Source organism: Paraglaciecola arctica (assembly GCF_018861065.1).
Lineage (GTDB): Bacteria > Pseudomonadota > Gammaproteobacteria > Enterobacterales > Alteromonadaceae > Paraglaciecola > Paraglaciecola arctica_B.
Map to the genome: position 1 here is coordinate 43739 of NZ_JAHKQO010000028.1, position 22710 is coordinate 66448.

Below are 22710 nucleotides of genomic sequence, written 5' to 3' on the forward strand. Positions count from 1 at the left end.
CAAAATCATGATGCCGAAATGCCGTTTCAAAAACTTATACTCAATCTATCAAATTAAATTCACTTTAGGGCAAAACAAATGAGCGAAGTACATAAGGTTACCGAAATTTGGATTGAAAAATCCAATGTGTCCCATACTAAAATCGTTGAGAAAACCATAGATAGTACGCACTTATCGGCAGACCAAGTATTACTAAAAATCGATACTTTGGGGTTTTCGGCGAATAACGTGACCTATTCAGTGTTTGGCGACAAAATGGGGTATTGGGGCTTTTTTCCAGCTGATGAGACGTGGGGAATTGTACCAATGTGGGGTTTTGCAACTGTGCTTGAGTCAAATCATGCAGATGTCAATGTGGGCGAGAAAGTATTTGGTTATTTGCCAATGGCAAGCCATTTAGTGATTACTGCTGGGAAAGCCTCGGATTTACATTTTTATGATATCAGTGAAGAACGTAAGAGTATTTCACCTGTATATGACAACTATGTGCGCTGTGCCAGCGATCCTGGCTATCAAGCTGAGCGAGAAGCATGGCAACTCAATTATCGCCCATTGTTTATGACATCTTTTGTGTTAGATGATTTTGTTGGTGAAGGATTAGTGGCTGCAGAGCAACCCGTAAAACAAGTCATATTAACCAGTGCCTCTAGTAAAACTGCTTATGGCGCAGCTCATTTGTTAATGAAACATAAAGCCGAGCGCGGGTTAGATTATCAGGTCGTTGGCCTAACCTCTGCGGGGAACAAAGAGTTTACCCAAGGTTTAGACTGTTATGACCAAGTGTTTAGTTATGACGAGATCACAGAGTTTGACGCAGCTGACAAGAGTTGGGTGTTGGATTTCGCTGGTAACAAAAGTCTTCTGTTGAATTTACAAAAACAATTTGCTGATAATCTTGATAAATTAATCCTCATTGGTTCAACAGATGTAGACGCGCAGCAGGATAAGCCAGATGGCCATTTAGACAGCGAGTTTTTCTTTGCGCCTAGCCAAGTGAAAAAACGCACCGCTGAATGGGGACACGCAGGTTTTGCTGAGCGTTATGCCAAAGCTTGGCAAAGTTTTGCGGTGCATATGAATAATAAAGTCAGTGTTGCCGAATATAAAGGCGCTAAAGCGATTGAAGCGCTTTATCATACTGGTCTTGAGAATAAGCTAAACAACTTGGAAATTAACGTACTAGAATTTTAACTTAGCCTAAATTTGAGCGGTTTTTACAGGAGATGCAAAGACCGCTCGTAGTGATCCGACAACTTGGGGAAGTCACTGCTTCATTAACTGCGCGGTATTGTTACGCTATCAGCCACAATTTCGTAAACGGCTCCGGGTTTAACTAGGTCAGATTCACTGTTTAAATCAGCCTTAAAATGCGCGGCTTGTTCAGGACTTATTTCTTTTTGAACTAATTCGCCAGCCAGTGTAACCGTTTTACCGCTACTGTCTGTTGGGATAAAAAAACCATAATCGCGAAAAGAGACCCTTAAAATATGCTGGTCTTGTTGTGCGATAAAAAAGCAACCTTTCTTTTGACACACTTTGGCAATTCTGGCTTCTACTTGAAAAGGTTTAGCTAAGTGAGAAGAAGACTCTATTGTGAGGTCTTGCATACTCAATTTGGGCAGTGACTTGTCTAGTGCAACACCAAAGGTTTCGGTTTCGGCGTTTTGAGTAACAGGCTCTGACAACCTGACTACTTTTGCAGAAATGCTAAATGTAAAAATTAAGCCGATTAATATACTAAGGGTTGGTTTCATCTGTTTCTCCTTGATGCTGTTATTACTCATGATAAAAGTTCTACTGATTTAAATCTACCAATCTCGAAATAAGCATTTAGCTACTATCGACCAAAGGCAAAGTAACATCAATATAACCCATGACTGGCAAACTTTTGCCTTAGCATTATCCTCTTATTAGGAATGCCATCGAGAAAGTGTCTTGTAAAAGGCGCTAACTGCTGGAGAGTCAACTACTACAAATAACTAACAGCAGTTGTGGCGTACAAGTTGCTAATCAATGTGTTAGTCGCTGTTAATCATTACATTTTTTGCAGGTAGTGCTCATGGAAATTTCTAATAACCCTTTGTCTTTATTTAATTATATAGGTGACAACAATACGCAAGCTGATGATGTGCTCGACAAACTTGCACAAGGTAACATAGCTGACGTGGCTGGCGGGTTTGAGGTTCTCGAAAGTGGCTTGAGTCGCGGAGATTTTGAAGAAACCCTAGAGCTATTGGAAAATGGTGAAATCGATATTGATCTCAATATTATTGAAAACTATCAACAATTTAACCAACAAAAATTAGATAGAGAAATTGCTCAGTTAGCAGAGAAATTTGATCTCAGCTCTGAAATAGTCGTGAGTATACAAAATGGCGAATTGTTGGTAGAGGGTGATTCTGAAAATGCCAAAGCCTTGCAGCAATATTTTGATAAAGACAGCCGACTTAATGCGCTAGTTCAACAAACGGCAAAATTGTCACAGTTTGTGGAATGGGGCCAAGCAAAAGAACAAGCTGCGGTTTACCAAGAACAGGATATGCCCGAAGAACAACTGCTAGATTTTTTAACCGATGCTCGATTGGTTGTGACTCAAGGAAATGAGTTTTATATGTCCGACAAAGGGTCGGCGTTTTATTCACAGGGGCATACACAATTTTTAGTTGATAAGATTGAGGAATAACTTCATATTCGGTTACTCCGTCTCCGCTATCCCTTGTCTGAATATTTTTTATAATACACGTCTTTACCCTTGCTCTTGGCTAAGGTAGCTTAGGTGTTAATATTCCTTATTAAAGTTTATTTTTTGCAAACTATTAAGCCATATTCGGTCGTTAATATAGGTGCTTCAAGCGAGCGAGTTTCTAATACACAAAGGTTTGAGTGTGAAGATCTCGTGGTAGTCGAAGAGCCGTTAGAAATTTGGTTTTCTGGTTATTCACGGTCATCGTCTGGCTCACATTCAAAAACTTCGCCCAAGTTGCTTTTTACGACTATGCGTACTCCAGGTGACGATATAAATTTGGTGAAAGGGTGGTTGTATTCCAGTGGTGCGATTCAAGATTTCAGTAAAATAGAATCGATTACCCACACAGGATCTGGTCGACTGAAATCTCAGGCAACTAATCGCGTGCAAATTAATTTGGCGGCTGAGGCACATATCGATCTGTCTGATTACCAACGTGCAGAAGTGATGAACTCGGCTTGTGGTGTGTGTGGTCAACAGAGCATTGAAAATATACTGGATAAACTGCCTCAGACATCAGCTACTGATATTCCATTACCATTATTACCCGTTAGCGCTGTAGGTCTGTTGACACAACAGTTAAGAGACAAACAGGTTTTGTTCGAGCAAACCGGAGGTAATCATGGCGCCGGGTTATTTAACCAAGAAATACAATTAGTAGACGTGCGTGAAGACGTAGGCAGACATAATGCTTTCGACAAATTGATAGGTGCCAATTTACATAGAAAGGCAACAGGTCGTCACGAGATTGAATCGGTTTTGGGAGTGGTATTGAGTTCTAGAGCTAGTTTCGATTTAGTACAAAAAGCTGCCATGGTGAACATTCGTTATATTATTGCTTTGGGAGCCCCGTCTAGCTTAGCGATAGATTTAGCCAAGGATTGTGATATTTGCTTACTGGGTTTTGTGAAAACGTCTGATGCGAAAATTAAGTTTAACGTATATTCAAGCCCACATATGTTGGCTTGAATAACAGTAGGTTAAGTTGATTTACACAGTGCGTTGTAGCAATACTCTGCTGAGCAAGATTACCCCGAAAACAGCAGTGTAAATACTAAAAATCACTATCATCCACTGCGGCATACTTAAATCAAAAAATGACCAATCGATAGTGCCACAGTCACCTGTTGCTCCGAATATATTAGGTAGCCACTCATGCAAAGGCGCCCAAGTCGGGAAGTTTGGTACAAACTCGCAAGTAGCAAAAAATGGGTTCACTGCAGTTTGAATATCAACATGTTCAATGGCTATGAGTAAGCCCCAAATCGCGGATATTCCCCAACCTAAAAATCCAATCAATCGTGTGATCAGGTTGTTGAATATCAATGCAGGTATTGCGGCACACATAATACCAAAAACAGCAGTACGCTGGTAAATACACATAATACAGGGTTGTAAATCCATTACGTGTTGGAAGTACAAGGCTGCAACCTCAAAGCACAGCGCAGAACCAAATAATAGGCCCCACGCGCGCTTATCAGCAGCTAATAAAGATAGTTTATCAAACAAAAGGGTATGCCCTTATTAATGCGGAGCAACGCTGGGTATCACCCCAGAGTGGTGCTCAATAAAGTGCATTTCATACAACCATTGCGTTAAGTCATATAATCCAAAGTAAGTGGCGGCTAAGCCAACTAGCGTCAAGACTATTGTGTATGGTAGAGCCATGTACACCATAGTTCCGTAAGACAATCTTAATAACGGAGCAATTGCAGATGTTAACAAGAACAAAAATGCTGCCTGACCGTTAGGAGTGGCAACACTAGGAAGGTTAGTACCGGTATTAATGGCCACAGCCAACATATCAAATTGGTCACGAGTAATTGCACCACTATTAAGTGCTGCAGTCACTTCAGTGATATAAACTGAACCAACAAATACATTGTCACTTACCATTGATAGCAGTCCATTGGCTAAATAAAACATCACCAACTGCGTTTTACCTTCAAAGGTTAATACCCAGTTAATGACTGGACTAAAAAGCCCTTGGTCTATGATTACTGCCACTATTCCAAAAAACACACATAATAAGGCTGTAAAGGGGAGGGCTTCTTCAAAAGCCTTACCAATAGAGTGCTCGTCTATTACACCACTCATAGATGTCGCCAATACAATAATTGAAAGACCAATTAATCCAACTGCCGCTAAATGCCCAGCTAAACCTATCACTAACCAAACTGCTATAAGACCTTGTAGTACTAATCTAACTTTATCTTGGGTGGTTAAATTCGCTTCGACATCTTTGTCATAGTCAGTCAATATCTGTCTGACTACGTCTGGCAGCTGTGCGCCGTAACTAAATAGTTTAAATTTTTCTACAATAAAGGTTGTAAATATCCCGGCAAAAAACACTGGGATTGTGATGGGAGACATGCGAATAAAGAACTCTACAAAATCCCAACCCGCTTTATCAGCGATAATCAGATTTTGCGGCTCACCTACCATTGTCATAACGCCACCTAAAGCCGTACCTACTCCAGCATGCATCATAAGGTTTCGCAAAAATGCCCTGAAATCCTCTAAATCATTACGCTTCGGATTAGGCACTTCGTCATCATGGGAATGATCGTGATCTGAACCAAAATCTTTACCCGACGCCACTTTATGATAAATAGAGTAGAAGCCTAAACCGACTGTTATAATTACTGCTACTACTGTTAAGGCATCCAAGAACGCTGACAACACAGCACAAGACGCCGCAAACGCCATTGAAAGTACCACTTTATTTTTCAGTTTTATCAGTAATTTCGTGAAAAGGTAAAGTAACAGTCCTTTCATAAAGTAGATGCCGGCCACCATAAACACTAGCAATAGGATGACCTCAATATTGACTACCATTTCATGCTTCATATGTTCAGGGGTGGTCATGCCAATAAACATTGCCTCTATAAGTAAGAGTCCACCTGGTTGCAGTGGATAACATTTTAACGCCATGGCAAGAGTAAATATAAATTCTATAACTAACGCCCAGCCAGCTACATAAGGATTAATTATGAATAAAATGGGGTTAATGACGAGAAAGGCGATAATAGCCTGCTTATACCAAGTGGGAGCTTTTCCCAAAAAGTTCGCGGCTACTGCTTGAGGTACTGACATTTGCATAAGCAAAATTCCTTGCTGAATATTATAATTATCGAATCAACGTAATCAGATTGTACCCACAAATTATCTCAAAATCCCATAGTAAGCACACAATAAGGTAAAATTTTTCTGGTTTTTAGTAATACTTTGTTAACATTTCAAAGTTTCGTTGTTACCGGCAAAAATCATCTGGTACAATCAGTTTATAAGAATCCCAAAAACAATAACAATGAAGTGAGTGGTTGATGATATACAAGGCACAAAGCCCAGCAGGATTCGCTGAAGAATACATAGTGGAATCTATCTGGAGTGGACGCTTCCCTCCCGGCACAATTCTTCCTGCAGAAAGAGAGTTATCTGAACTTATTGGTGTCACTCGCACCACTTTACGAGAAGTCTTACAGCGTTTAGCCCGAGACGGCTGGCTTACTATCAAACATGGTAAACCTACCAAGGTAAACAATTTCTGGGAAACATCAGGTCTCAATATCTTAGAAACCTTAGCTAGACTCGATGAAGATGGGATCCCTGAACTCGTAGATCATTTGTTAGCAGCGAGAACTAATTTAAGTGCGGTATTTATTCGTGGTGCAATCCGCAACCAACAAGAAAAAACCATTGAAATATTAAAAAATCACATCGATATTTCTGACGATGGTAAGATTTTTGCGCAGTCTGATTATCAGCTTAATCATGATCTTGCGTTTGCCTCTGGAAACCCTGTGTATGTGTTAATGATGAATGGGTTTAGAGGATTGTACTCAAGAATTGGTGGGTATTATTTCTCTCATCGAGATTCGAGAGATTTAACCCGTGGTTATTATAAACAATTATTAGAGCTTGCTGAAAAAGGTGATTACGAGCGTGTACCTTTAGTCATTAGAGATTATGGCATCGAGAGTGGCAAGCTTTGGCAACAGCTACGTGCTGACATGCCAAAAGGGTTAGTTGACTAACCCGTACTTCAATATTCAGGCTGGCAGCCCTGCCAGTCGTCTCTGTATTTATAATATTCTTATAAAAATCAAAATAATCATACAATTAGTATGCGATTTCTAATTCGTTTATTTAATCTTGGTCGTAATCCATACCGATCCATTATTTTAAACGAGGAAATACCCATGACTAAATTAGATTCTATCAAAGGTAAAGTTAACGAAGCTGAAGAGTTCGCACGTAAAATTTGGCTTGCAGGTTTAGGCGCCTACGGCAAGAGTTTTGATGAAGCGCAAGGACGTTACGAAAAAATCAGTGTTGAAGCGAGCAAACTTTTTGATGAGCTAGTAGTAAAAGGCTCTAAAATCGAAACCGAAGCTAAAGACAAATTTCAAGTAAAAGACAAAGTCGAAACACGAGTCGCTGAAGTACGCAAAAAATTAGGCTTAGACACAGTGAGTGCCGATCAAAAAGTTGAAGAATTATCAGCAAAAATTGATGCTCTTACTGATGCAGTAGCGAAATTAGCTGCTAAGTAATCCGTGCCATACCCAACAATATCAAAGGGCCAAAGCCTATTGATGGCGTTGGGTACTTTTAATTCGCGTTGTATTTATGTGAACTAAGATAATAGGAGAGTCAAATTGCATTCAGCCAAAAAAACATTCGCTATGGTACAGAAAACCTGGCTAGTTGGAGTAGGGGCTTACGACAGCGGGCGTGAAAAGGCGGTTGACAAAATTGATCAACTATTCGTTGAAGGCTCACTGTTATTCAATGATTTGCTTGAAAAAGGTGAGTCAGTTGAAGTTCAAATACAAGCAAATCTAGAGGTCAAAAGAATGTTAAAAGACAAAATTTCAGCATTAAAAGCAAAGTTGGGTTTCGGTAGTGAAAATCGTGATCAAAAAATTGACATGTTAACCCAGCGAGTAGATAACTTAATTGATGTCGTGGCGAAACTCGCTCAACAAAAAGCTGCCGAGCAAAAAGCAACAACAAATGCCACCCCAAAAGCATCTGCTAAACCCACTACCAAAGCTGCGCCTAAAGCTACAACGACTCGTAAATCGGCAACTAAACCTGCAACTAAAGCAACGGCAACTAAATCTGCAGCTAAGCCAGCCGCTAAAGCAAAGTCTACCAAAACGCCAGCCAAACCCGCTGCCAAAGCAACGGCTACCAAAGCGCCAGCTAAAACTGCAGCCAAACCCACTGCTAAAGCGACGACTACTAAAGCGCCAGTCAAAGCGACACCTGTTGAGCCGTCGACTAAAGAAGCCAACGCTGAGACCAAAGATTAGCGAAAAAGGCCAAAGCTTCACTTATGATCAAGTTTGTTAGTCTTAAGTTTGTTAACCATGCCGCTATTTTAGCGGCTTGATTATTGATTAGTAAATTCAGGTAAAGAAAGAATTGAGTCGGGGAGGACTTTAGCTTTATCTATCAACACCTTATTGACTGCGAGCGGATAAATGGCTACGTATCCTTTTTCTAGTTTTAAGGGTGACTAACGGAATAATAATTGGGGTTAAGCTATAGGCGAGACCCGCTAGGTAACCTAAAGAAGACATAAATAACAGCGCAAACAGCGCAACTAACAGCGCTAATATGGCTTGTATTATCCACAACAATAGTTCCTTGCGTATCAACAATTGCTCTAATTGGTTCAAGCACAATTCCTCTGATTTTGACGCGGCTCTCAGATACAAACCAAAGTGGATTAAAGCTATAAGGAAAAAGCCAAAGCTGAAAATCGCAAGAAGCACTGCGACCTCGGCAGTACTGGATACTTGAAAATCGGCAGGAAACCAACGCTGCGAAAACGCATAAAACATTAGGTCCATTATTAATTTAAGTGGATAAACGTATACAAGCACAACAAAAATTAGTGCAAGAGTCAAAAAGGTTGAAGCACCGTCATCCAACCCAAAGCGCTGACTCCAGCGGCGATGAGAGATCCAGATAAGCATCATAACGGCAAAACTCGCAGCAAAGGAGGGGATCCTTTGCAATGCAGTTAAAAGCTCATTAAAGTTTTGTGGAATTGTGCTCAGTGAAATGACTAACATAGTGACAGCAAATGCAAATGCGGCATCCGAGAAAACCTCTATCCGCGTCATATTTTCACCACGTAATCGATAACCACCCTCGGTAGATAACGATGAAAGGGTTGGTTCAGTCCATTTCATTTTATGCCCTTAACTACTGTATCCAAAATTGTTATCTTATGAGTCCAGTCAACTGTGGTCAAATCCGAAAAAGCTAGCAAATAAACAAATATTCGCTGTCGTATTCAATTTTTTGGGGCAAAAGCGTCATGATGCTAAATTAAACTCGATAACGACTATTTATTTCGTTTAATAATTTACCACTCGCAGTCCATTACGGTCACTAAGTAATCTTGCTTCTCTTTGTTTTAATTTGGTTAAGTAATCTCTTATGGTTTTACTAATTAAGGTGTTGCGTTTAATTAAGTCTAGCTGCGGCCATGTGGCGCGTTCTCCGTGGTGTACCAACTCCTGAATGCTTTTTAAACTAGGGTTTGAACCTATATGTTTTAAATTGGCAATAGTAGCGCTAGGCAGAATATTAATGTCGCCGACATATTGTTGATCCACAATAGAGCGTACTTTGTGTATGCCTAATCTTGCTGCGCGGTGGCTAATTAGGTTTTCCAGTATATCAAAGGCATAGATGCTGTTTACTTTGGCAATTTTGGCAGCATAGCGCCAAGTTAAGCCGACAAGCCCTGTGGTATCTCGTTTGTCCCGCGCTAGAAAAGGCACTGCAATAAGGTTGGTCTGACTAACAATGCTATGATTCACGCCGTATAGTCTGGCCAGTCGGTCGAAGGGTAGATCGGCCATAATAGAACCGTCTGCAAAACGCCTATTAGGTATATAAGGTACAATCTCTCCGGCTCTGTTTTTTGCTTTTAATTGTACTGGCGAAAATAACAGAGGAATAGCCGTCGAGGCTCTGACTGCCTGGGTAATTACAGCATTGGGTGAGGTTTTCGCATTTAGCAGTCGTGAATGTTGATGCAGGTCAGCCGGAGAAACTGTGATAGTCATATGTCTGCCAGTTTTTTTGAAGGCTTCTTCAAAGGTGGTTAAGTCAAATAACTCGATTAGGGCATTTTCTAGGTTACTACTGTCAAGCAAACTATCTTGTCCAAATCCTTGCCATAATCGCCATTTCTTAAATTTTTGTTGGATAACTTCAGGTTTAATCACTTCCAACAACTCTTCTTCGGAACGTGTACCCACCAGTGCTGCAATGATAGAACCTGCGCTGGCACCCGAAATAACTTTGGGTAACAAGTCGTGTTCCACCAAAGATTTGACAACACCACAATGGAAAAAACCAAGACCAGCACCGCCACTTAACATTAAGCAACTGCGACCAAATGCTTGTGCCGTTTCTTCAAAAAATGATAATTTTTCGTAGAAGTCGATTTCACTTTCATCCGCTTGATAAATAAAATCTAACGCACCGCAGACTTCTTGGATGAATTCTTCAATTAGCAATTTTGTACCAATTTTGGTGTGTTGATTTAAGGCAGACGAGGCAATATTGCCTAAATTGCCATGCAAGCCTTCATGTAAAATGTACATTAAACCTGATGCGTCTCCGCTAACACGGGCTTGTTTTATCCGTTGTACTCGTTTGCGAATAAGTCGGTAATCGTAATCCTTGCTGTGGTCTTTGGCTTTCCATTCTTGGGCGCCAGATAATTCGTCATGAGCGAGTGCAGCCTCGTGATACTCTTCATAAGAGTTGGCTTGTGACATGATATCTTGTAATTCAGTAAGGGTATGATTTGCCATACAAGTCTCTTGTTTTGCTAGTCTGACCAGATATAAGCGTAAATAATTAGAAATTGCTACCCAAAAAATTAAAGGTGAGCGGCTTGTGTCTGGGTCACGTCTTGATTTGATGAGCTAACTAATTGTATTTAAAAAGGGTTTTATTTGGATATTTCCTGTGCTTAGGTATTTTTAGATTGACCATTCTAATTCCAATAGTTAGCCTCGTAGTTGGCTGATGGAAGCCGCAATTTAATAATTCACAGGCGTAACTGTTTTTTATGCAAGTAATTGATCATCTCATTGCTCATCTCCCTTTGTTATCTATTCCTTTTATTAGTGCGATAGTGGGTTGGTCTACTAATTTTTTAGCGGTCAAAATGATGTTTTATCCTATCGAATTTATAGGGGTGAAGCCGTACTTAGGGTGGCAAGGTTTAATTCCCGCTAAACGCCGTGAAATGGCGGAAATTGAAGTTGAATTAGTATTAGGTAAATTGCTTAGTGTGAAAGAATTAGCCGACCGAATTGATCCAATCGAGCTTACCAAAGCCATTCAAAGGCGCCTGAAACAAACTATTCGAACCATAGTTAATGATGTCATGCAAGAATCAGCTCCGCAATTATGGGCATCGTTACCGGTGCATGGCAAAAATTTGGTGTATGCAAGGGTCGAGGCTGATATGCCCAATGTTGTCACTAAAATGGTGGATGATTTTAAATATAACATTGAAGAAATAGTGGATATTAAGGAATTAGTGGTTGGGCAATTGGTCAATGCGCCTGAGCTTATCAATGAAATATTCCTAAAATCAGGCGAAAAAGAATTTCCTTTTATTGAAAAGTCCGGTTTTTATTTTGGTTTTTTATTTGGTTTGCCTACTATGTTGGTTTGGATGTTTTATCCAACGTGGTGGGTCCTGCCCGTGGGTGGTTTAATTGTTGGTTATGCTACAAACTGGATCGCCCTAAAAGTTATTTTTGAACCCAAACATCCGATTAAGTTTATGGGTTTCACCATACAAGGTATGTTTTTAAAACGTCAAAAAGAAGTGTCTAGAGTGTATGCAGATATTATTGAGGCGAAATTAATGACTTCAAAAAATATCATGGAAATTGCGGTGCATGGCTCGGGATCAGGGCAATTGTTGGAACTAATTGAGCTACATGTGAATGACGCGATTGAACGTTATGTGGCAATTGCGCAACCTTATTTTGCCTTAGGGGTGGGCTCAGACTCATATTTTAAAATGAAGTCGCTGGCCACTCAGCGTATTTTTGCTGATTCAGAAACCTATCTAGCATACGCTTACGAATACACCAATAAAGCTCTAAGAATTGGTGATGATTTGTGTGAACGCATGCAAGCTTTATCGCCAGAAGAATTCGAAGGAGTGCTTCGCCCCGCCTACGAAGCCGACGAATGGAAGTTAATTGTCACTGGTGCACTTTTAGGCATGGGCGCTGGCTTTATTCAGTTATACCTCGTGTTTATGTAAACACTTTTGACATTCACTTATGTTTATCTAGTAGTTCAAATATAGCAATCAACGATAGCGTCAGTTTATGTTTAGGGGCCAGAGTGATCAGTGGTTTTTTTGCCTGATGGGATTCACGCATTTTAACTGACTGAGCAATATATTCTGATATCACAGGAAACCCCTCGGCTATTAATTCGTTGATTATCTGTTTAGGTAAGTTGGCGTTTGCCATATATTGATTCGCTATGATTCCTTCAATTTCCAAACTGTCGTTATGATCTTCTTTAATCTCCGCTATTTTTTGCTGCAGGCTATATAATCCTTGTCGCGCGAAGTCATCGCAATCAATAGGGATTAAACATCGCTGCGCGGCGATTAGCGCCGACATGCTGTAAAAGTTGAGTGCAGGTGCAGTATCAATAAATATATGTTGGTAGGTGTCTTGAAGTGAATCTAAAGCTTCTTTTAGTTTATAAATTTTATGTCTACTGTCTAACTCACTTTCTAGCTCGGATAACCTTTCTGAGCCGGCAATAATATCGAGGTTTTCAATTTGTGTTGGATGACAGAAATCACTGGCAGGACGCCTGTGTAAATGAAAAGTGATTGTTTGCTCAAATAAATCAGCAATATTGCTGTCATTGGATAAATCTGTGACATTCAGATAAGCACTGCTGTTACATTGGGTATCCAAATCAATGAGTAAGGTCCGGTACCCTTGTTTAGCAGAGATTGCTGCTAGGTTAACTGCCAAACTCGACTTGCCGACTCCCCCTTTTTTGTTGAACAGTACTCTTATCATTATTCGTCCTAAATAGTTATTCTTTGCCTTTAAAGACAAAAGCTTTATTTTCAAACACTTGCACTTCATGCTTGCAGTGTGGAATGATACAACATGCTCCATCACATTTTGGTGATAATAAAATGAAAACGGCTCAGCGTATATTAGTTACCGCCCTTGATATCTTTAATCAACAGGGTGAAAACAATGTAAGTAGTGTCGAGATTGCAATGGAATTAGATATCAGTCCAGGCAATTTGTATTATCATTTTAAAGGCAAAGAAGTCATAGTGGCAGCCCTATTCGAACTTTACCAACAACAAATGCGCACTATTTTAGATGCTCCCAGCAATCAAACCGATACTTTCCTTAGTATCGAAGATTTTTTTTATTACTTGTATCTTATTATTGAAAAAAATCACTTATTTCGTTTTTTATACCGTAACCCCAATGACTTAAGCGATAAGTACCCCAGCGTAGCCAAAGGGTTTATCAAACTAATGGCTGCTCAAGAGCGTTGTGTGACAGAGCTCTTAGCTAAGTTCGTAATACAAAAGTCAATTGTCGCTTCACCTGGTCAGTGTAATCAAATGGTCGAAATCATAGGGTTGGTGTTCAGTCAGGCTGGGAATTATTACGCTTTAAAAGGTCATGATATTAATGGTGACGAGTATCTATACAAGAGTTTGTCAGCTATTTTATTTGCCCTGTTACCTTACATCAAAATTGAACAGGGGGAGTTGCATCATTTGCAAGAGGCTATCGCCAATCGTGAGTTCTCTATTGAAGAATAATGGATAGTTTTCCTAGCTTGAGAATACAAGGATTACCTTATGAGTAAAAAGCTTACCTTTTTAGACAAAACTTTTTGGGTTACTGAGTCTGAGGATAATCCTAAACATGTAGCCAGCTTACAATTGTTAAAAATGCCAGTTAACGCCTCCCCCGACTATGTTGATAATCTCGTGGCAGAGTTACGCGCCAATGATCAAGCGTGTACCCCTTTTAATTGCAAAGTCAGTACATTTTTGGGATATCCACTGAGGTTTGTCCCCGTTAAACAATTAGATATGGAATACCATGTTCAGATACATACCATTGCAGATTTAAACGATAAGCCAGAGTTACATAAATTTGTCGCCAGTTTACATGAACCTTGGTTAGACAGAGAGCAACCCTTGTGGCAATTTCACCTAATTAAAGACAATAGTACTGAGTTATTTGCACTTTATATTAAAATTCATCATATGTGTGGTGACGGCAGCACACTTATCCGCTGGTTTCAGGCAGGGTACAGTCCAGAACCGGTTGTTGATGGTTTTGTACCGGTTTGGTCACTAGACAGAACTCCCAAGAAACGCAGCAAACGTCATTGGTTTCAAGCAGTATTTGGTGGTGTTTGGGGATTGGTTATCGCCACCAAAGATCTGCTGTGGATCATAGTTAGATTGTTGTTGAAGTTATTAAGAATAAATTCAAACTATATGCCTTTACCCTTTTCGGGCACTAAAACAGTGCTCACTGGGCAAGTTAAAAAAGGTCGTGCAATAGCGACGCTAGATATAGATTTTGCGAGAGTAAAAGCCCTCAGTAAACGCCTGCGAGCGTCAGCCAATGAGGTGTTGTTGTGCGTATTTGATATTGCTGTGCACCGTCAGCTTAGAGATTATGGGCATACCTTTAATAAAGCCTTGTACACTAATATGCCGATCAATTTGCGTAGACCGGGAGAAACGACCTATGGCAATCAAATTGCCATAGTGCCAGTTGAACTCGCACATGGACATACCGACCCTTATCTTCGACTTAGAGAAATAATTGAAAATCATCGTAAAGTAACTCGACCTGCTAAAGCCTCTCACCCAGCTTCGTTCAGTTATTACACCTTACTGATTCAAACCTATGCCATCATATTTGAAATGTTAGGCTTATCGAATTGGGTTAAACCTATTGCCAACACTTTAGTGTCGAATATGCCCGGGCCTTCACAAAAAATGTACTTTAAAGAAAATGAAGTCCTTGCTGCTTATCCTATTTCCACTATCACGCCTGGTGGTGGAGTGAATATAACATTGGTTACCTATAACGGGCAGGCCAATGTTGGATTGGTTTGTTGCAACAATAAGATCGATAGTTTAGAGCCTCTGAGACAATACTGCCTTGATGCATTTGAATTGTTAGAGAACTGCGTAGATGATCCAACCCAAAGTATTGAAAATATGGGAGAACAGGTTGTCGATGAAGATGTTTCTATTGTTGAAGAGCAACCGTTTATTGAAGAAGAAAACGAGGAAAAATACCGGGCTTTAAAATAGTGAACTTTGAAATTGAGGGTCGCAGGTTAGTGTCCTTATTGTAGAGAGCACGATAAAAAGGATGTTTTAACAATCAACGCAAAGGAGGTATGAAAAGTCTATCGATAACAGGGGAGGTTATTTACCTTTATTCGTTGTTAGTCTTTGGTTTAGAATGATTCGACTTGAACGAAATACGCATAATAAAAAGACTCAACCTCGGTGATATATGAAGTTCCAACAAACCTTACTTACAACAATCCTTATCATTTTTCAGGTTGAATTATTGTGCTAGATAAAAATTCTAATTCTAGTTTTACCATTTCGGTAGATAGAATTGTCAACGGTATCAGTGGAAACGAAGACGAGACCCCGTCTTTGTATCAACAAGCTGCACAGTACTTTAAACAGGAACCGTTAAATAAACAAAAACTGCAGCTTATAAAAACCGAGATGCAACAAGTTATATCAGCAAAAAAAGCGCAATCATCTCAAAAGGCAGCAAAACTTGACGAACAATTGTTGTTGCTTAAAAGAAAGTACAACCACGAACTGCTGGTGCAAAAAAGCGCTAGGCTCGCCAGACTAAATGATGCGGTAGACATGTGTCTTAACCTACTGTCTTTGAGTGAAGGTAATGACTTTGACGAGACGCAGCTAAAAAGCGCTAAATTTTTATCTACCTTAGTGCTGTTTTCACCGGGTAAGGGTAAAAAATTAGCGGAACTGCATCAAAAATTAAAACCTGCGTACAAGGCTGTTTTAAGTTTGCGAGTGCTAGACAAACTGGTTATAGATGGCGTTGTGAAGAATGCCTACATGATGAAACACTATGATCCTAAAAAACGATATGAACCTGAAGCCAGTGATTACATTTGTTATACACAGTCGGTAATTTTGCCAGTTATGCTTGCAGCCATTTTTCAGGATGTAGGACTTCAACATCCTGATTTAGTCGAGCTTTTAGAGGGAGAAGAAGGGGAGAAAGACCGATTCCGTTTATTGGAAAAACATGAGCGCGAGAAAATGTTGCGTTTGAATTACGACTATACCATCGATTATTTACAAAATGGTTTAGGTTGCCAGCAAGCGAGTTCTAGCACTGCGCAACAGCAGGTAGAGTTTGATGAATCCGAAAAGCAAAGGTTAAAGTTTCAGCTCGGTTTAGTGTTAGATGCCAACAACGCTAAACAAGGTACCAGTGAGATTCTAAAAATACCGCAAATTTATGCTTCTATTATTTTTTCGACTAAACGTGATTTCCAACGAAAAAGTTATCCCACCGCCTCTATATTGATAGAACAACTGGCTATCAAAAAAGTGGTGAGCAAACATATCGCCAAAGTGTTTGTGGACATAGTCGGTCATTTCCCCTTAGGTTATGGCATTGTTTATATTCCCAAAGATATGAGAGGAAATGAATTAGATTTATACGAATACGCTATAGTGACCGAGTTAAACCCTAAGGTTTTGGATGAACCTATATGTCGACCCGTCACAAAAAACTTAATGTTTTTAACTTTTGGTAAAACTCTAGTTGTGGATAAATCTGTCAACCTGCATTATCCGGTTGCTCGTAAAAAATTGATGAAAATTGATCCTAAACGCTTAATTGAAATCATGGAAAAGTTAACCTATGACTTTAAGCCTGAGGAAAGTAAAGCATTTGTTCCTGATTACTGGGAGCCGCATAATTATTTTTGTGTAGCAGGTAATCAAAATTTATGGAATCGCAGTGGTTAGGTCTCGTGCGTTTTTACTGTCAATAAGGCTACGGCACTTACTCTGCTAATAAACTGATCTTGTTTTTATGGGTTTCAACCAGATCTCCAAATTGTGGCATCCCTGACAAATTTTTGAAAAAGGGATCGTTTTCTAGGTACCACCAATTATTGTTGAAGTCTTCTACCCATCCGCTCGCTAGGGTCGTTTCAATTTCTTGTAAGGCAAGATGGTTTTTGCCTAATAGGGCAAGAGTTTGAGCGTACGCCATGTAAGCTTGTTCTGATGAAGCAAGTAATCCCAGCTCGAAACGTGTGGCTAACGCTTGTAAGATCTTATGGCCATCTTCATATTGTGCATTGGCCAGTAACAAGGCCCCATATAATTGTATCAAGCCAATATCAGCACTATTTTGGAGGACACTAAGGTCGTCATTTAGCACGTTGCTGCGTTTCAGTAAATCTAGCGCTTTGTCTGGGTCACCCCCTATCCACCAAGAGTAAGTGACTGATAAGACAAACCGTTTATTGTCAGGATAACGTGTCGCCCTCTTTTCGAAAAAAGCGTGGCTTAGTTGCTGATCTTGCTGTGCACCGTGTAAAGCAGCTAAGGTATATAATGTAAAAAAACTATCGTCTTGACCTTTTGAAGCGGTCTGCATTAACTGCTGCGCCTTTTGAGGTTGACGCATTGATAGATAGAAAAGCGCTAGTGAGTTGCGCTGTTTTGGACCAAGGGCATCATGGTCAATTTCATTCTTTTCAATCCATTTAATGGTGGCTTTCAGTTTACTGAGTTTTAAATTGCTGTAACCAAACTCTTTTAGCGGATTATTAACTTGCCCTTCATCAAGTTCCAAATATAACTGAAAGTTTGAAAACGCGTTCTCTAACTGCCCCTTGATAAGTTGGGAAGTAGATAACGCATTATAAATATACGCACAATTAGCACACAAATGGAGGGCTCTGTTTTGCAACTCGATTGCAGCGTCTATTTTTCCCTCATCAAAATAGAGCATTGAAAATGCAATAAACGTCCTATGAGTTAATTGATCGTTGTCATATTCCTTTAACCATTCATGAGGGGCAAGTTTGCGTTTTTCTTGAGAATTAGTTAGATAGGCCAAAGCCAGAATATTTGCGTCTGTGGGTGCCATTTTTTGCATTTTTTTTGCCAATTCTTTGGCTTTATTGCTGTAGGTAGAACGAGAATTACCTTCGACTTGGGATAACTGCCAATACGCAAACCCTAACTCTAGCATTGAGTCAATATAATCAGGTTCAATGCTTAGGCTAAGTTGAAAATAGCTGATTGCTTTTTGGATGTTATGGGCCTGGCCTCTATTAAGGTGAAACTGACCGAGTGAGTAGTGTTGTTGTGCCAAAGGCAGTTTTTTCGTCTTTGTCTCTGACGTTGGCAAAGTTACACTGAGTAAATAGGTAATGATTAACATTAATAAAACTACTACAAGCCATTTTTTTATCTTTATTTTTAACTTCACTTCATGATTTTCGTTTAGCGGCTCCTTAGTGGTGTTGAAAGACGTTGGATGAATGACATCGGCGATTAGTCGATACCCTTTTTTGGAAAGGGTTTCGATATAAACTGGCTGAGCAGTGTTATCGCCGAGTGCTTTGCGAAGTTGCCCGATCAAATTGTAAATGGCGTTGTCACCTACAAATTCGTCTGGCCAGAGGGCTTCCGATAGTTGTTGAATACTTATCACTTGGTTCGCATATTTGGAGAAATACAGCAGCAAATCCATCACTTTAGGAATAACCACTATTTTTTGATCATTTTTAAGTAAACAGTTTTCTAATGGAATGATAGTCCATTCGCCAATCTGGAGTTGACTTGTGTTGTCTTTTTTAGTGGTATGCATTTGATTTTATTATGTTTATTATTCTGTTAGGAAAAAATTAGAATTCGCTAAGGCTTTTTAGTTTGATGCATCTTAGCATAGATGAATCTTTGGTTTAGAAATACGCGGTCGTTTGATTGTTCTGCCGTTTCTATAGAATTTTTTATTGAGAAAAATATGGATTTTCACACAGTGTTTGGCCTTGCTGGATTTTATTTAGCCTTTATATCAGTCGGTGTTAATGTGGCTGAAGCATCACAAAGCGTCACTAAAAATGTTGAAGCGGTGCTCCAGTCTTACCATCAGTATGGTGTATTCAACGGCTCTGTTCTCATTGCGAAAGACAATCAAGTGCTCTATCAAAATGGGGTTGGTTTTGCTGATGTTAATAAGAACCTTGCTAATACTCCCAACACTCCCTTTAGAATAGGCTCCCTAAGTAAAACCTTTACGGCATTGCTGATTATGCAATTGATGGAGCAGAAAAAACTTAAGCTATCTGATTTTGTCCATGAGATTTTACCAGAATATACTTCGGCTGAAGGTCAAAAAATTACGATTCATCATTTACTCGCTCATACTTCGGGTTTGCCAGGGCACTTTCGGTTGCCTGGTTGGAACGAAGGCAAATACCAGAACAATTTCAGTAGAGCACAGTGGTTGCAGACTATCAGTGAGTTAGCTCTGTTGTCTGAACCTGGAGAACAATACCAATATGGCAACCTAAATTATTTTTTACTTGGTTGTATAATCGAAAAACTGACCGGAATGTCATACCAAACAAACTTACATAAACGTATTTTTCAGCCATCAAATATGCACTCTAGCGGCGTCGAAGACGCCGCAATGGATTCTAAAATAGCAACTGTTGGATATAGAATCGGTAAGTCTGTTGGATTCGAAGTCCAATCAGCACTGAACATGCAGGTGTTTTTTGCTGGCGCGAATATTTATTCAACGGCTGTTGATCTGTTTAAATTTGAGCAAGCCTTGTTTTCAGGGAAGTTACTCAAACAACCCACTTTGGATTTTTGGCTCAACACCAAGCAAAGCTTCGCATGGCAAAAGGATCAGTTAGCTCTGAGTGACAATAATTCCTTGGACTGGTTATCTTATAATGGTCAATTACAGGGTTTTAGCAGCATGTTAAGTGTACTAGGCGACGCACAAATTGAGACCCTAAACCCCACTAAACGTTTCACTATTATTATCCTTAGTAATAACGGCATAAATTATTGGCTTAAACAGCAACTTACGTTGGATTTATACGCAGTGTTGGCGGGCCAGCATAACAATTCAAATACTGTTAAGCCGCCAATACCCATCACTTTTATGCTGACTAAGGCAGCATTAGACGGAACCCTTGAGCAGCAGGTTAGGCATTTATTGACTCATGCTGAAGAATTTGTTGTGAAGGAGCACGAAATAGACTCGTTGGCACAACAGCTTTTTTGGTCCTCTGCAAGCCACAAAGCTGCAATAGTATGGCTGCTAAATAGCCAACTTTTTCCAAATTCAGATAATGCTCGTAATAAGTTAAAGGCCCTATGTGAAAACCAAAGGTTATTAAACGAAAGCGTTGAAGTTTGTCGAAAGCACCAAGAGACTTCATCAAGTAAAGAAACGCGAAAAGGCACTTTAATTAGAAATATTAGTATTGTTTCACCAGAGCTCTCGGAGCCTTTTGATAATCATGATGTGTACATCGTAGATGATAAAATTGTGTCTATTGGCAAAGGTTTGCAGGTAAAAGCAAACCAAGTCATAAATGGAACAGGTCAGTTTCTTACACCCGGCCTAATCGATGCCCACACTCATCTTAGTGGCGTGCCTGGAATGAGTTATGAACATTCACAAGCCTTTCCAAATATTGTTGAAGAAGCCACTAAGCAGATCCCTAGAAGTTATCTCTATCACGGTTTTACCACTGTGATAGATTTACACTCTGACCCACGTAATATTGCCAATTGGAACCAGCGTGAAATTCGGCCTCAAGCTTATTTTTGCGGAGCTGCACCTGTAGTCGACGGTTATCCAATGAGCTTCATACCAAAGCCGATTCGATATCAAGTTACTCCTTATTTTCTGTTAGATGGGGAATACCTGCCACCAGGGGTTGATCCGCTGCAACATACGCCCGAAGCTGTCGTGGAAAAAATGCGAGCCGCAGGCGCAAGTTGTGTCAAGACGCATTATGAAAGTGGCTTTGGTGGCAAAGGAAACTTACCTACGCCCAGCTTAAAGCTAATTCGTGACTTAAAAACTGCAGCCAATGCAGCGCAGTTACCGCTTTTGCTTCACGCCAACTCACAAGAGGCGCAGCGCTTTGGCATTAATGCAGGTGTCGACGTATTTGCCCACAGTATGTGGACATGGAGCGACTCAACCAATAGCGCTATTCATGGAGATATTCGCAATATACTCGATTCGGCAATAGCTAAAAACATTGCGCTTCAACCTACAATTCAAGTGCTGTATGGTGAGCGAGACCTGTTTGATCCAACCTATTTAGATTCTGCCGATTTGGTAAAAGTATTACCGAGATCGTTGATTAATTGGTATAAAACTCCAGAAGGCCAGAGCTTCCGTAATCGACTGGCTAAAGTAGATTACGTCAAACATGTTTTACGATCCGATAAATGGGCTAATATTGGAAAAGCCCCGATACAACGAGCCATGTCAATTCTTACCTATATGACGAAAAATGGTTGACGAAAAATGGTGGTACGTTGTCATTTGGAAGTGATACACCTAGCGATTTAACTTTTGCTAATCCCCCAGGTTTAAATGGGCGTTTTGAAATGAAAAGGTGGCAACAAGCTGGAGTGACCGGAAAACAGTTTTTAGAGGCTGCGACTATTACCAATGCTAAATTGTTTAATTTAGATAATTCAATAGGCAGCGTTCAAGTCTCAAAACGAGCGGATTTGTTAATTTTGGGAAAAAATCCTCTTATCAACATCGACGCTTTTGACTCAATTCAAACTGTTATATCGGCGGGGAAGGTTATACCTAGAGAATCATTAGCCGCAAATCGTTGATTAGGCTTTCACTTTCCAGTAAAAGCTCAAAATTTAAAGCGTAGGTTACCTTCTTCCACTACCACCTTTTTGCCGTATTGGATAAACAAGGCTTCTTCAAAATCCTTAGAGTCTAAAGTGTATTGCATGTCTTCGCTGGCGGCTAATTCAACAATGATGTTTTCTATTTGAGGTTTGTGATAATCCAATACTTTCTGTTTGCTGCCACTTAAATACATTTGTAAATAGCCTTGAGCCTCTGCGGCCGTGGTCCCTGTCATTAAGTTAAAGGCGGTTTTCATGGTTCCGGTGACCATAGATAAAACAGGACTAGGTACGAAAAGGTTTATAAGGCTAGAGGTGTCTTTCAAAATGGCATATTCATCGTTTAACATATGAATATCCGTCATTTTAATATCCGTTAAAAGTACGTTTTTTGTTGTTAGGTCGTAGTAGGGTTTAGCTTGCACCACTAAAATAATATGGGCTCGGTAGATTGGGTTGCCAATATAGGTGACTTCAATGCCACCCAATAATTCACCTTGGATGTAGTTTCCGTTAAAAGGCATAGTCACTTTGGTTTTTGAAAGGGTAAAACGTCCGTCACCTCTGGGTACGGATATTGGGAAGGAAAGTGGCAAGTGAGGCTCTATTAACTGACTTATCTCTTCTACTGAATAATCCACGTGTTTAAGTCGTTTAAGTCGGATAAGACATTTAGCCAGGAGCAAGCGAAATGACGATTTGATAGATTTCGAGATCAAACTAATGCTTCTCCATAAATATTAATGATAATGGTATGCTTAACATGCATTTTATAACTAATTGAATTTTATTGTATAAAGTTATTCTGATAAGAGATTTTCCAGCTTACAGGAAAGTAACACTAAGATAGCTTTTTTGATAGACTGACTGGTATGACATCAGATGAGTTTTGTTAGTGCTAAATCAACAGAAAATTCTGTCTTAAATATAT

20 protein-coding genes are annotated in these 22710 nt (G+C 39.9%); 12 read left to right on the plus strand and 8 right to left on the minus strand.

Annotated features, from left to right (window positions below):
- Positions 1 to 78 precede the first annotated feature (78 nt).
- Complete coding sequence (locus tag KO534_RS10485) at positions 79 to 1191, plus strand: DUF2855 family protein (RefSeq protein ID WP_215929607.1); 1113 nt, start codon at positions 79 to 81, stop codon at positions 1189 to 1191.
- An 83-nt stretch (positions 1192 to 1274) separates the two neighbouring features.
- Here KO534_RS10485 and KO534_RS10490 read toward each other — a convergent pair whose 3' ends face one another.
- A complete protein-coding gene (locus KO534_RS10490) occupies positions 1275 to 1754 on the minus strand; it encodes a DUF4920 domain-containing protein (RefSeq protein ID WP_215929608.1) in 480 nt (159 codons plus the stop codon).
- Between the two features lie 305 nt (positions 1755 to 2059).
- Between KO534_RS10490 and KO534_RS10495 the strand changes: the two genes are divergently transcribed.
- Positions 2060 to 2683 (plus strand): hypothetical protein, encoded by a 624-nt coding sequence (locus KO534_RS10495; RefSeq protein WP_215929609.1) that lies wholly within the window; start codon positions 2060 to 2062, stop codon positions 2681 to 2683.
- 123 nt (positions 2684 to 2806) lie between these two features.
- The gene (locus tag KO534_RS10500; protein ID WP_252732075.1) at positions 2807 to 3715 is read left to right on the plus strand and encodes a formate dehydrogenase accessory sulfurtransferase FdhD; all 909 of its coding nucleotides are present in this window, start codon (positions 2807 to 2809) and stop codon (positions 3713 to 3715) included.
- 21 nt (positions 3716 to 3736) lie between these two features.
- On the opposite strand, the gene dsbB is transcribed toward KO534_RS10500, so the two are convergent.
- Both dsbB and nhaB read right to left on the minus strand, forming a co-directional pair.
- Entirely contained in the window at positions 3737 to 4255 is a 519-nt protein-coding gene (dsbB, locus tag KO534_RS10505) for a disulfide bond formation protein DsbB (RefSeq protein ID WP_215929610.1), read from the minus strand.
- Positions 4256 to 4270: 15 nt separating this feature from the next.
- Positions 4271 to 5848 (minus strand): sodium/proton antiporter NhaB, encoded by a 1578-nt coding sequence (nhaB, locus tag KO534_RS10510; RefSeq protein ID WP_215929611.1) that lies wholly within the window; start codon positions 5846 to 5848, stop codon positions 4271 to 4273.
- Positions 5849 to 6072: 224 nt separating this feature from the next.
- On the opposite strand from nhaB, the gene fadR reads away from it, so the two are divergent.
- The 3 genes from fadR (at position 6073) to KO534_RS10525 (ending at position 8067) form a co-directional block, all read left to right on the plus strand.
- The gene (gene fadR / locus KO534_RS10515) at positions 6073 to 6783 is read left to right on the plus strand and encodes a fatty acid metabolism transcriptional regulator FadR (protein ID WP_215929666.1); all 711 of its coding nucleotides are present in this window, start codon (positions 6073 to 6075) and stop codon (positions 6781 to 6783) included.
- A gap of 165 nt (positions 6784 to 6948) precedes the next feature.
- Positions 6949 to 7302, plus strand: coding sequence for a phasin family protein (locus KO534_RS10520; protein ID WP_215929612.1), 354 nt, complete (start codon positions 6949 to 6951; stop codon positions 7300 to 7302).
- A gap of 105 nt (positions 7303 to 7407) precedes the next feature.
- Positions 7408 to 8067, plus strand: a complete 660-nt coding sequence (locus tag KO534_RS10525; protein ID WP_215929613.1) for a hypothetical protein — start codon at positions 7408 to 7410, stop codon at positions 8065 to 8067.
- A 150-nt stretch (positions 8068 to 8217) separates the two neighbouring features.
- On the opposite strand, the gene KO534_RS10530 is transcribed toward KO534_RS10525, so the two are convergent.
- On the minus strand, positions 8218 to 8955 hold the full coding sequence (locus KO534_RS10530; protein WP_215929614.1) for a TMEM175 family protein: 738 nt from the start codon (positions 8953 to 8955) through the stop codon (positions 8218 to 8220).
- A gap of 168 nt (positions 8956 to 9123) precedes the next feature.
- Positions 9124 to 10596, minus strand: a complete 1473-nt coding sequence (locus tag KO534_RS10535) for a DUF3336 domain-containing protein (protein WP_215929615.1) — start codon at positions 10594 to 10596, stop codon at positions 9124 to 9126.
- Between the two features lie 260 nt (positions 10597 to 10856).
- Here KO534_RS10535 and KO534_RS10540 point away from each other — a divergent pair, with 260 nt between their 5' ends.
- Positions 10857 to 12074, plus strand: coding sequence for a DUF445 domain-containing protein (locus KO534_RS10540; protein ID WP_215929616.1), 1218 nt, complete (start codon positions 10857 to 10859; stop codon positions 12072 to 12074).
- Positions 12075 to 12087: 13 nt separating this feature from the next.
- On the opposite strand, the gene KO534_RS10545 is transcribed toward KO534_RS10540, so the two are convergent.
- Positions 12088 to 12858 (minus strand): ParA family protein, encoded by a 771-nt coding sequence (locus KO534_RS10545; protein WP_215929617.1) that lies wholly within the window; start codon positions 12856 to 12858, stop codon positions 12088 to 12090.
- 83 nt (positions 12859 to 12941) lie between these two features.
- Between KO534_RS10545 and KO534_RS10550 the strand changes: the two genes are divergently transcribed.
- The 3 genes from KO534_RS10550 to KO534_RS10560 all read left to right on the plus strand — a co-directional run bounded on the left by KO534_RS10550 (position 12942) and on the right by KO534_RS10560 (position 16874).
- The gene (locus KO534_RS10550; protein WP_252732076.1) at positions 12942 to 13631 is read left to right on the plus strand and encodes a TetR/AcrR family transcriptional regulator; all 690 of its coding nucleotides are present in this window, start codon (positions 12942 to 12944) and stop codon (positions 13629 to 13631) included.
- A gap of 39 nt (positions 13632 to 13670) precedes the next feature.
- The gene (locus tag KO534_RS10555; protein ID WP_215929618.1) at positions 13671 to 15152 is read left to right on the plus strand and encodes a wax ester/triacylglycerol synthase domain-containing protein; all 1482 of its coding nucleotides are present in this window, start codon (positions 13671 to 13673) and stop codon (positions 15150 to 15152) included.
- A 267-nt stretch (positions 15153 to 15419) separates the two neighbouring features.
- Positions 15420 to 16874 carry a hypothetical protein gene (locus KO534_RS10560; protein ID WP_215929619.1) on the plus strand — a complete coding sequence of 485 codons (1455 nt, stop codon included), beginning with the start codon at positions 15420 to 15422 and terminating at the stop codon, positions 16872 to 16874.
- Positions 16875 to 16911: 37 nt separating this feature from the next.
- On the opposite strand, the gene KO534_RS10565 is transcribed toward KO534_RS10560, so the two are convergent.
- Positions 16912 to 18735 (minus strand): winged helix-turn-helix domain-containing protein, encoded by a 1824-nt coding sequence (locus KO534_RS10565; protein ID WP_215929620.1) that lies wholly within the window; start codon positions 18733 to 18735, stop codon positions 16912 to 16914.
- 156 nt (positions 18736 to 18891) lie between these two features.
- Here KO534_RS10565 and KO534_RS10570 point away from each other — a divergent pair, with 156 nt between their 5' ends.
- Both KO534_RS10570 and KO534_RS10575 read left to right on the plus strand, forming a co-directional pair.
- The gene (locus tag KO534_RS10570) at positions 18892 to 21426 is read left to right on the plus strand and encodes a serine hydrolase (protein WP_215929621.1); all 2535 of its coding nucleotides are present in this window, start codon (positions 18892 to 18894) and stop codon (positions 21424 to 21426) included.
- Positions 21423 to 21755, plus strand: coding sequence for an amidohydrolase family protein (locus tag KO534_RS10575; RefSeq protein ID WP_215929622.1), 333 nt, complete (start codon positions 21423 to 21425; stop codon positions 21753 to 21755). The genes KO534_RS10570 and KO534_RS10575 overlap by 4 nt, the downstream gene beginning before the upstream one ends.
- A gap of 26 nt (positions 21756 to 21781) precedes the next feature.
- Here the strand turns inward: KO534_RS10575 and KO534_RS10580 are convergent, their stop codons facing one another.
- Positions 21782 to 22420: a hypothetical protein gene (locus KO534_RS10580; RefSeq protein ID WP_354667924.1), complete on the minus strand. Its 639-nt coding sequence runs from the start codon at positions 22418 to 22420 to the stop codon at positions 21782 to 21784.
- Between the last annotated feature and the right edge of the window lie 290 nt (positions 22421 to 22710).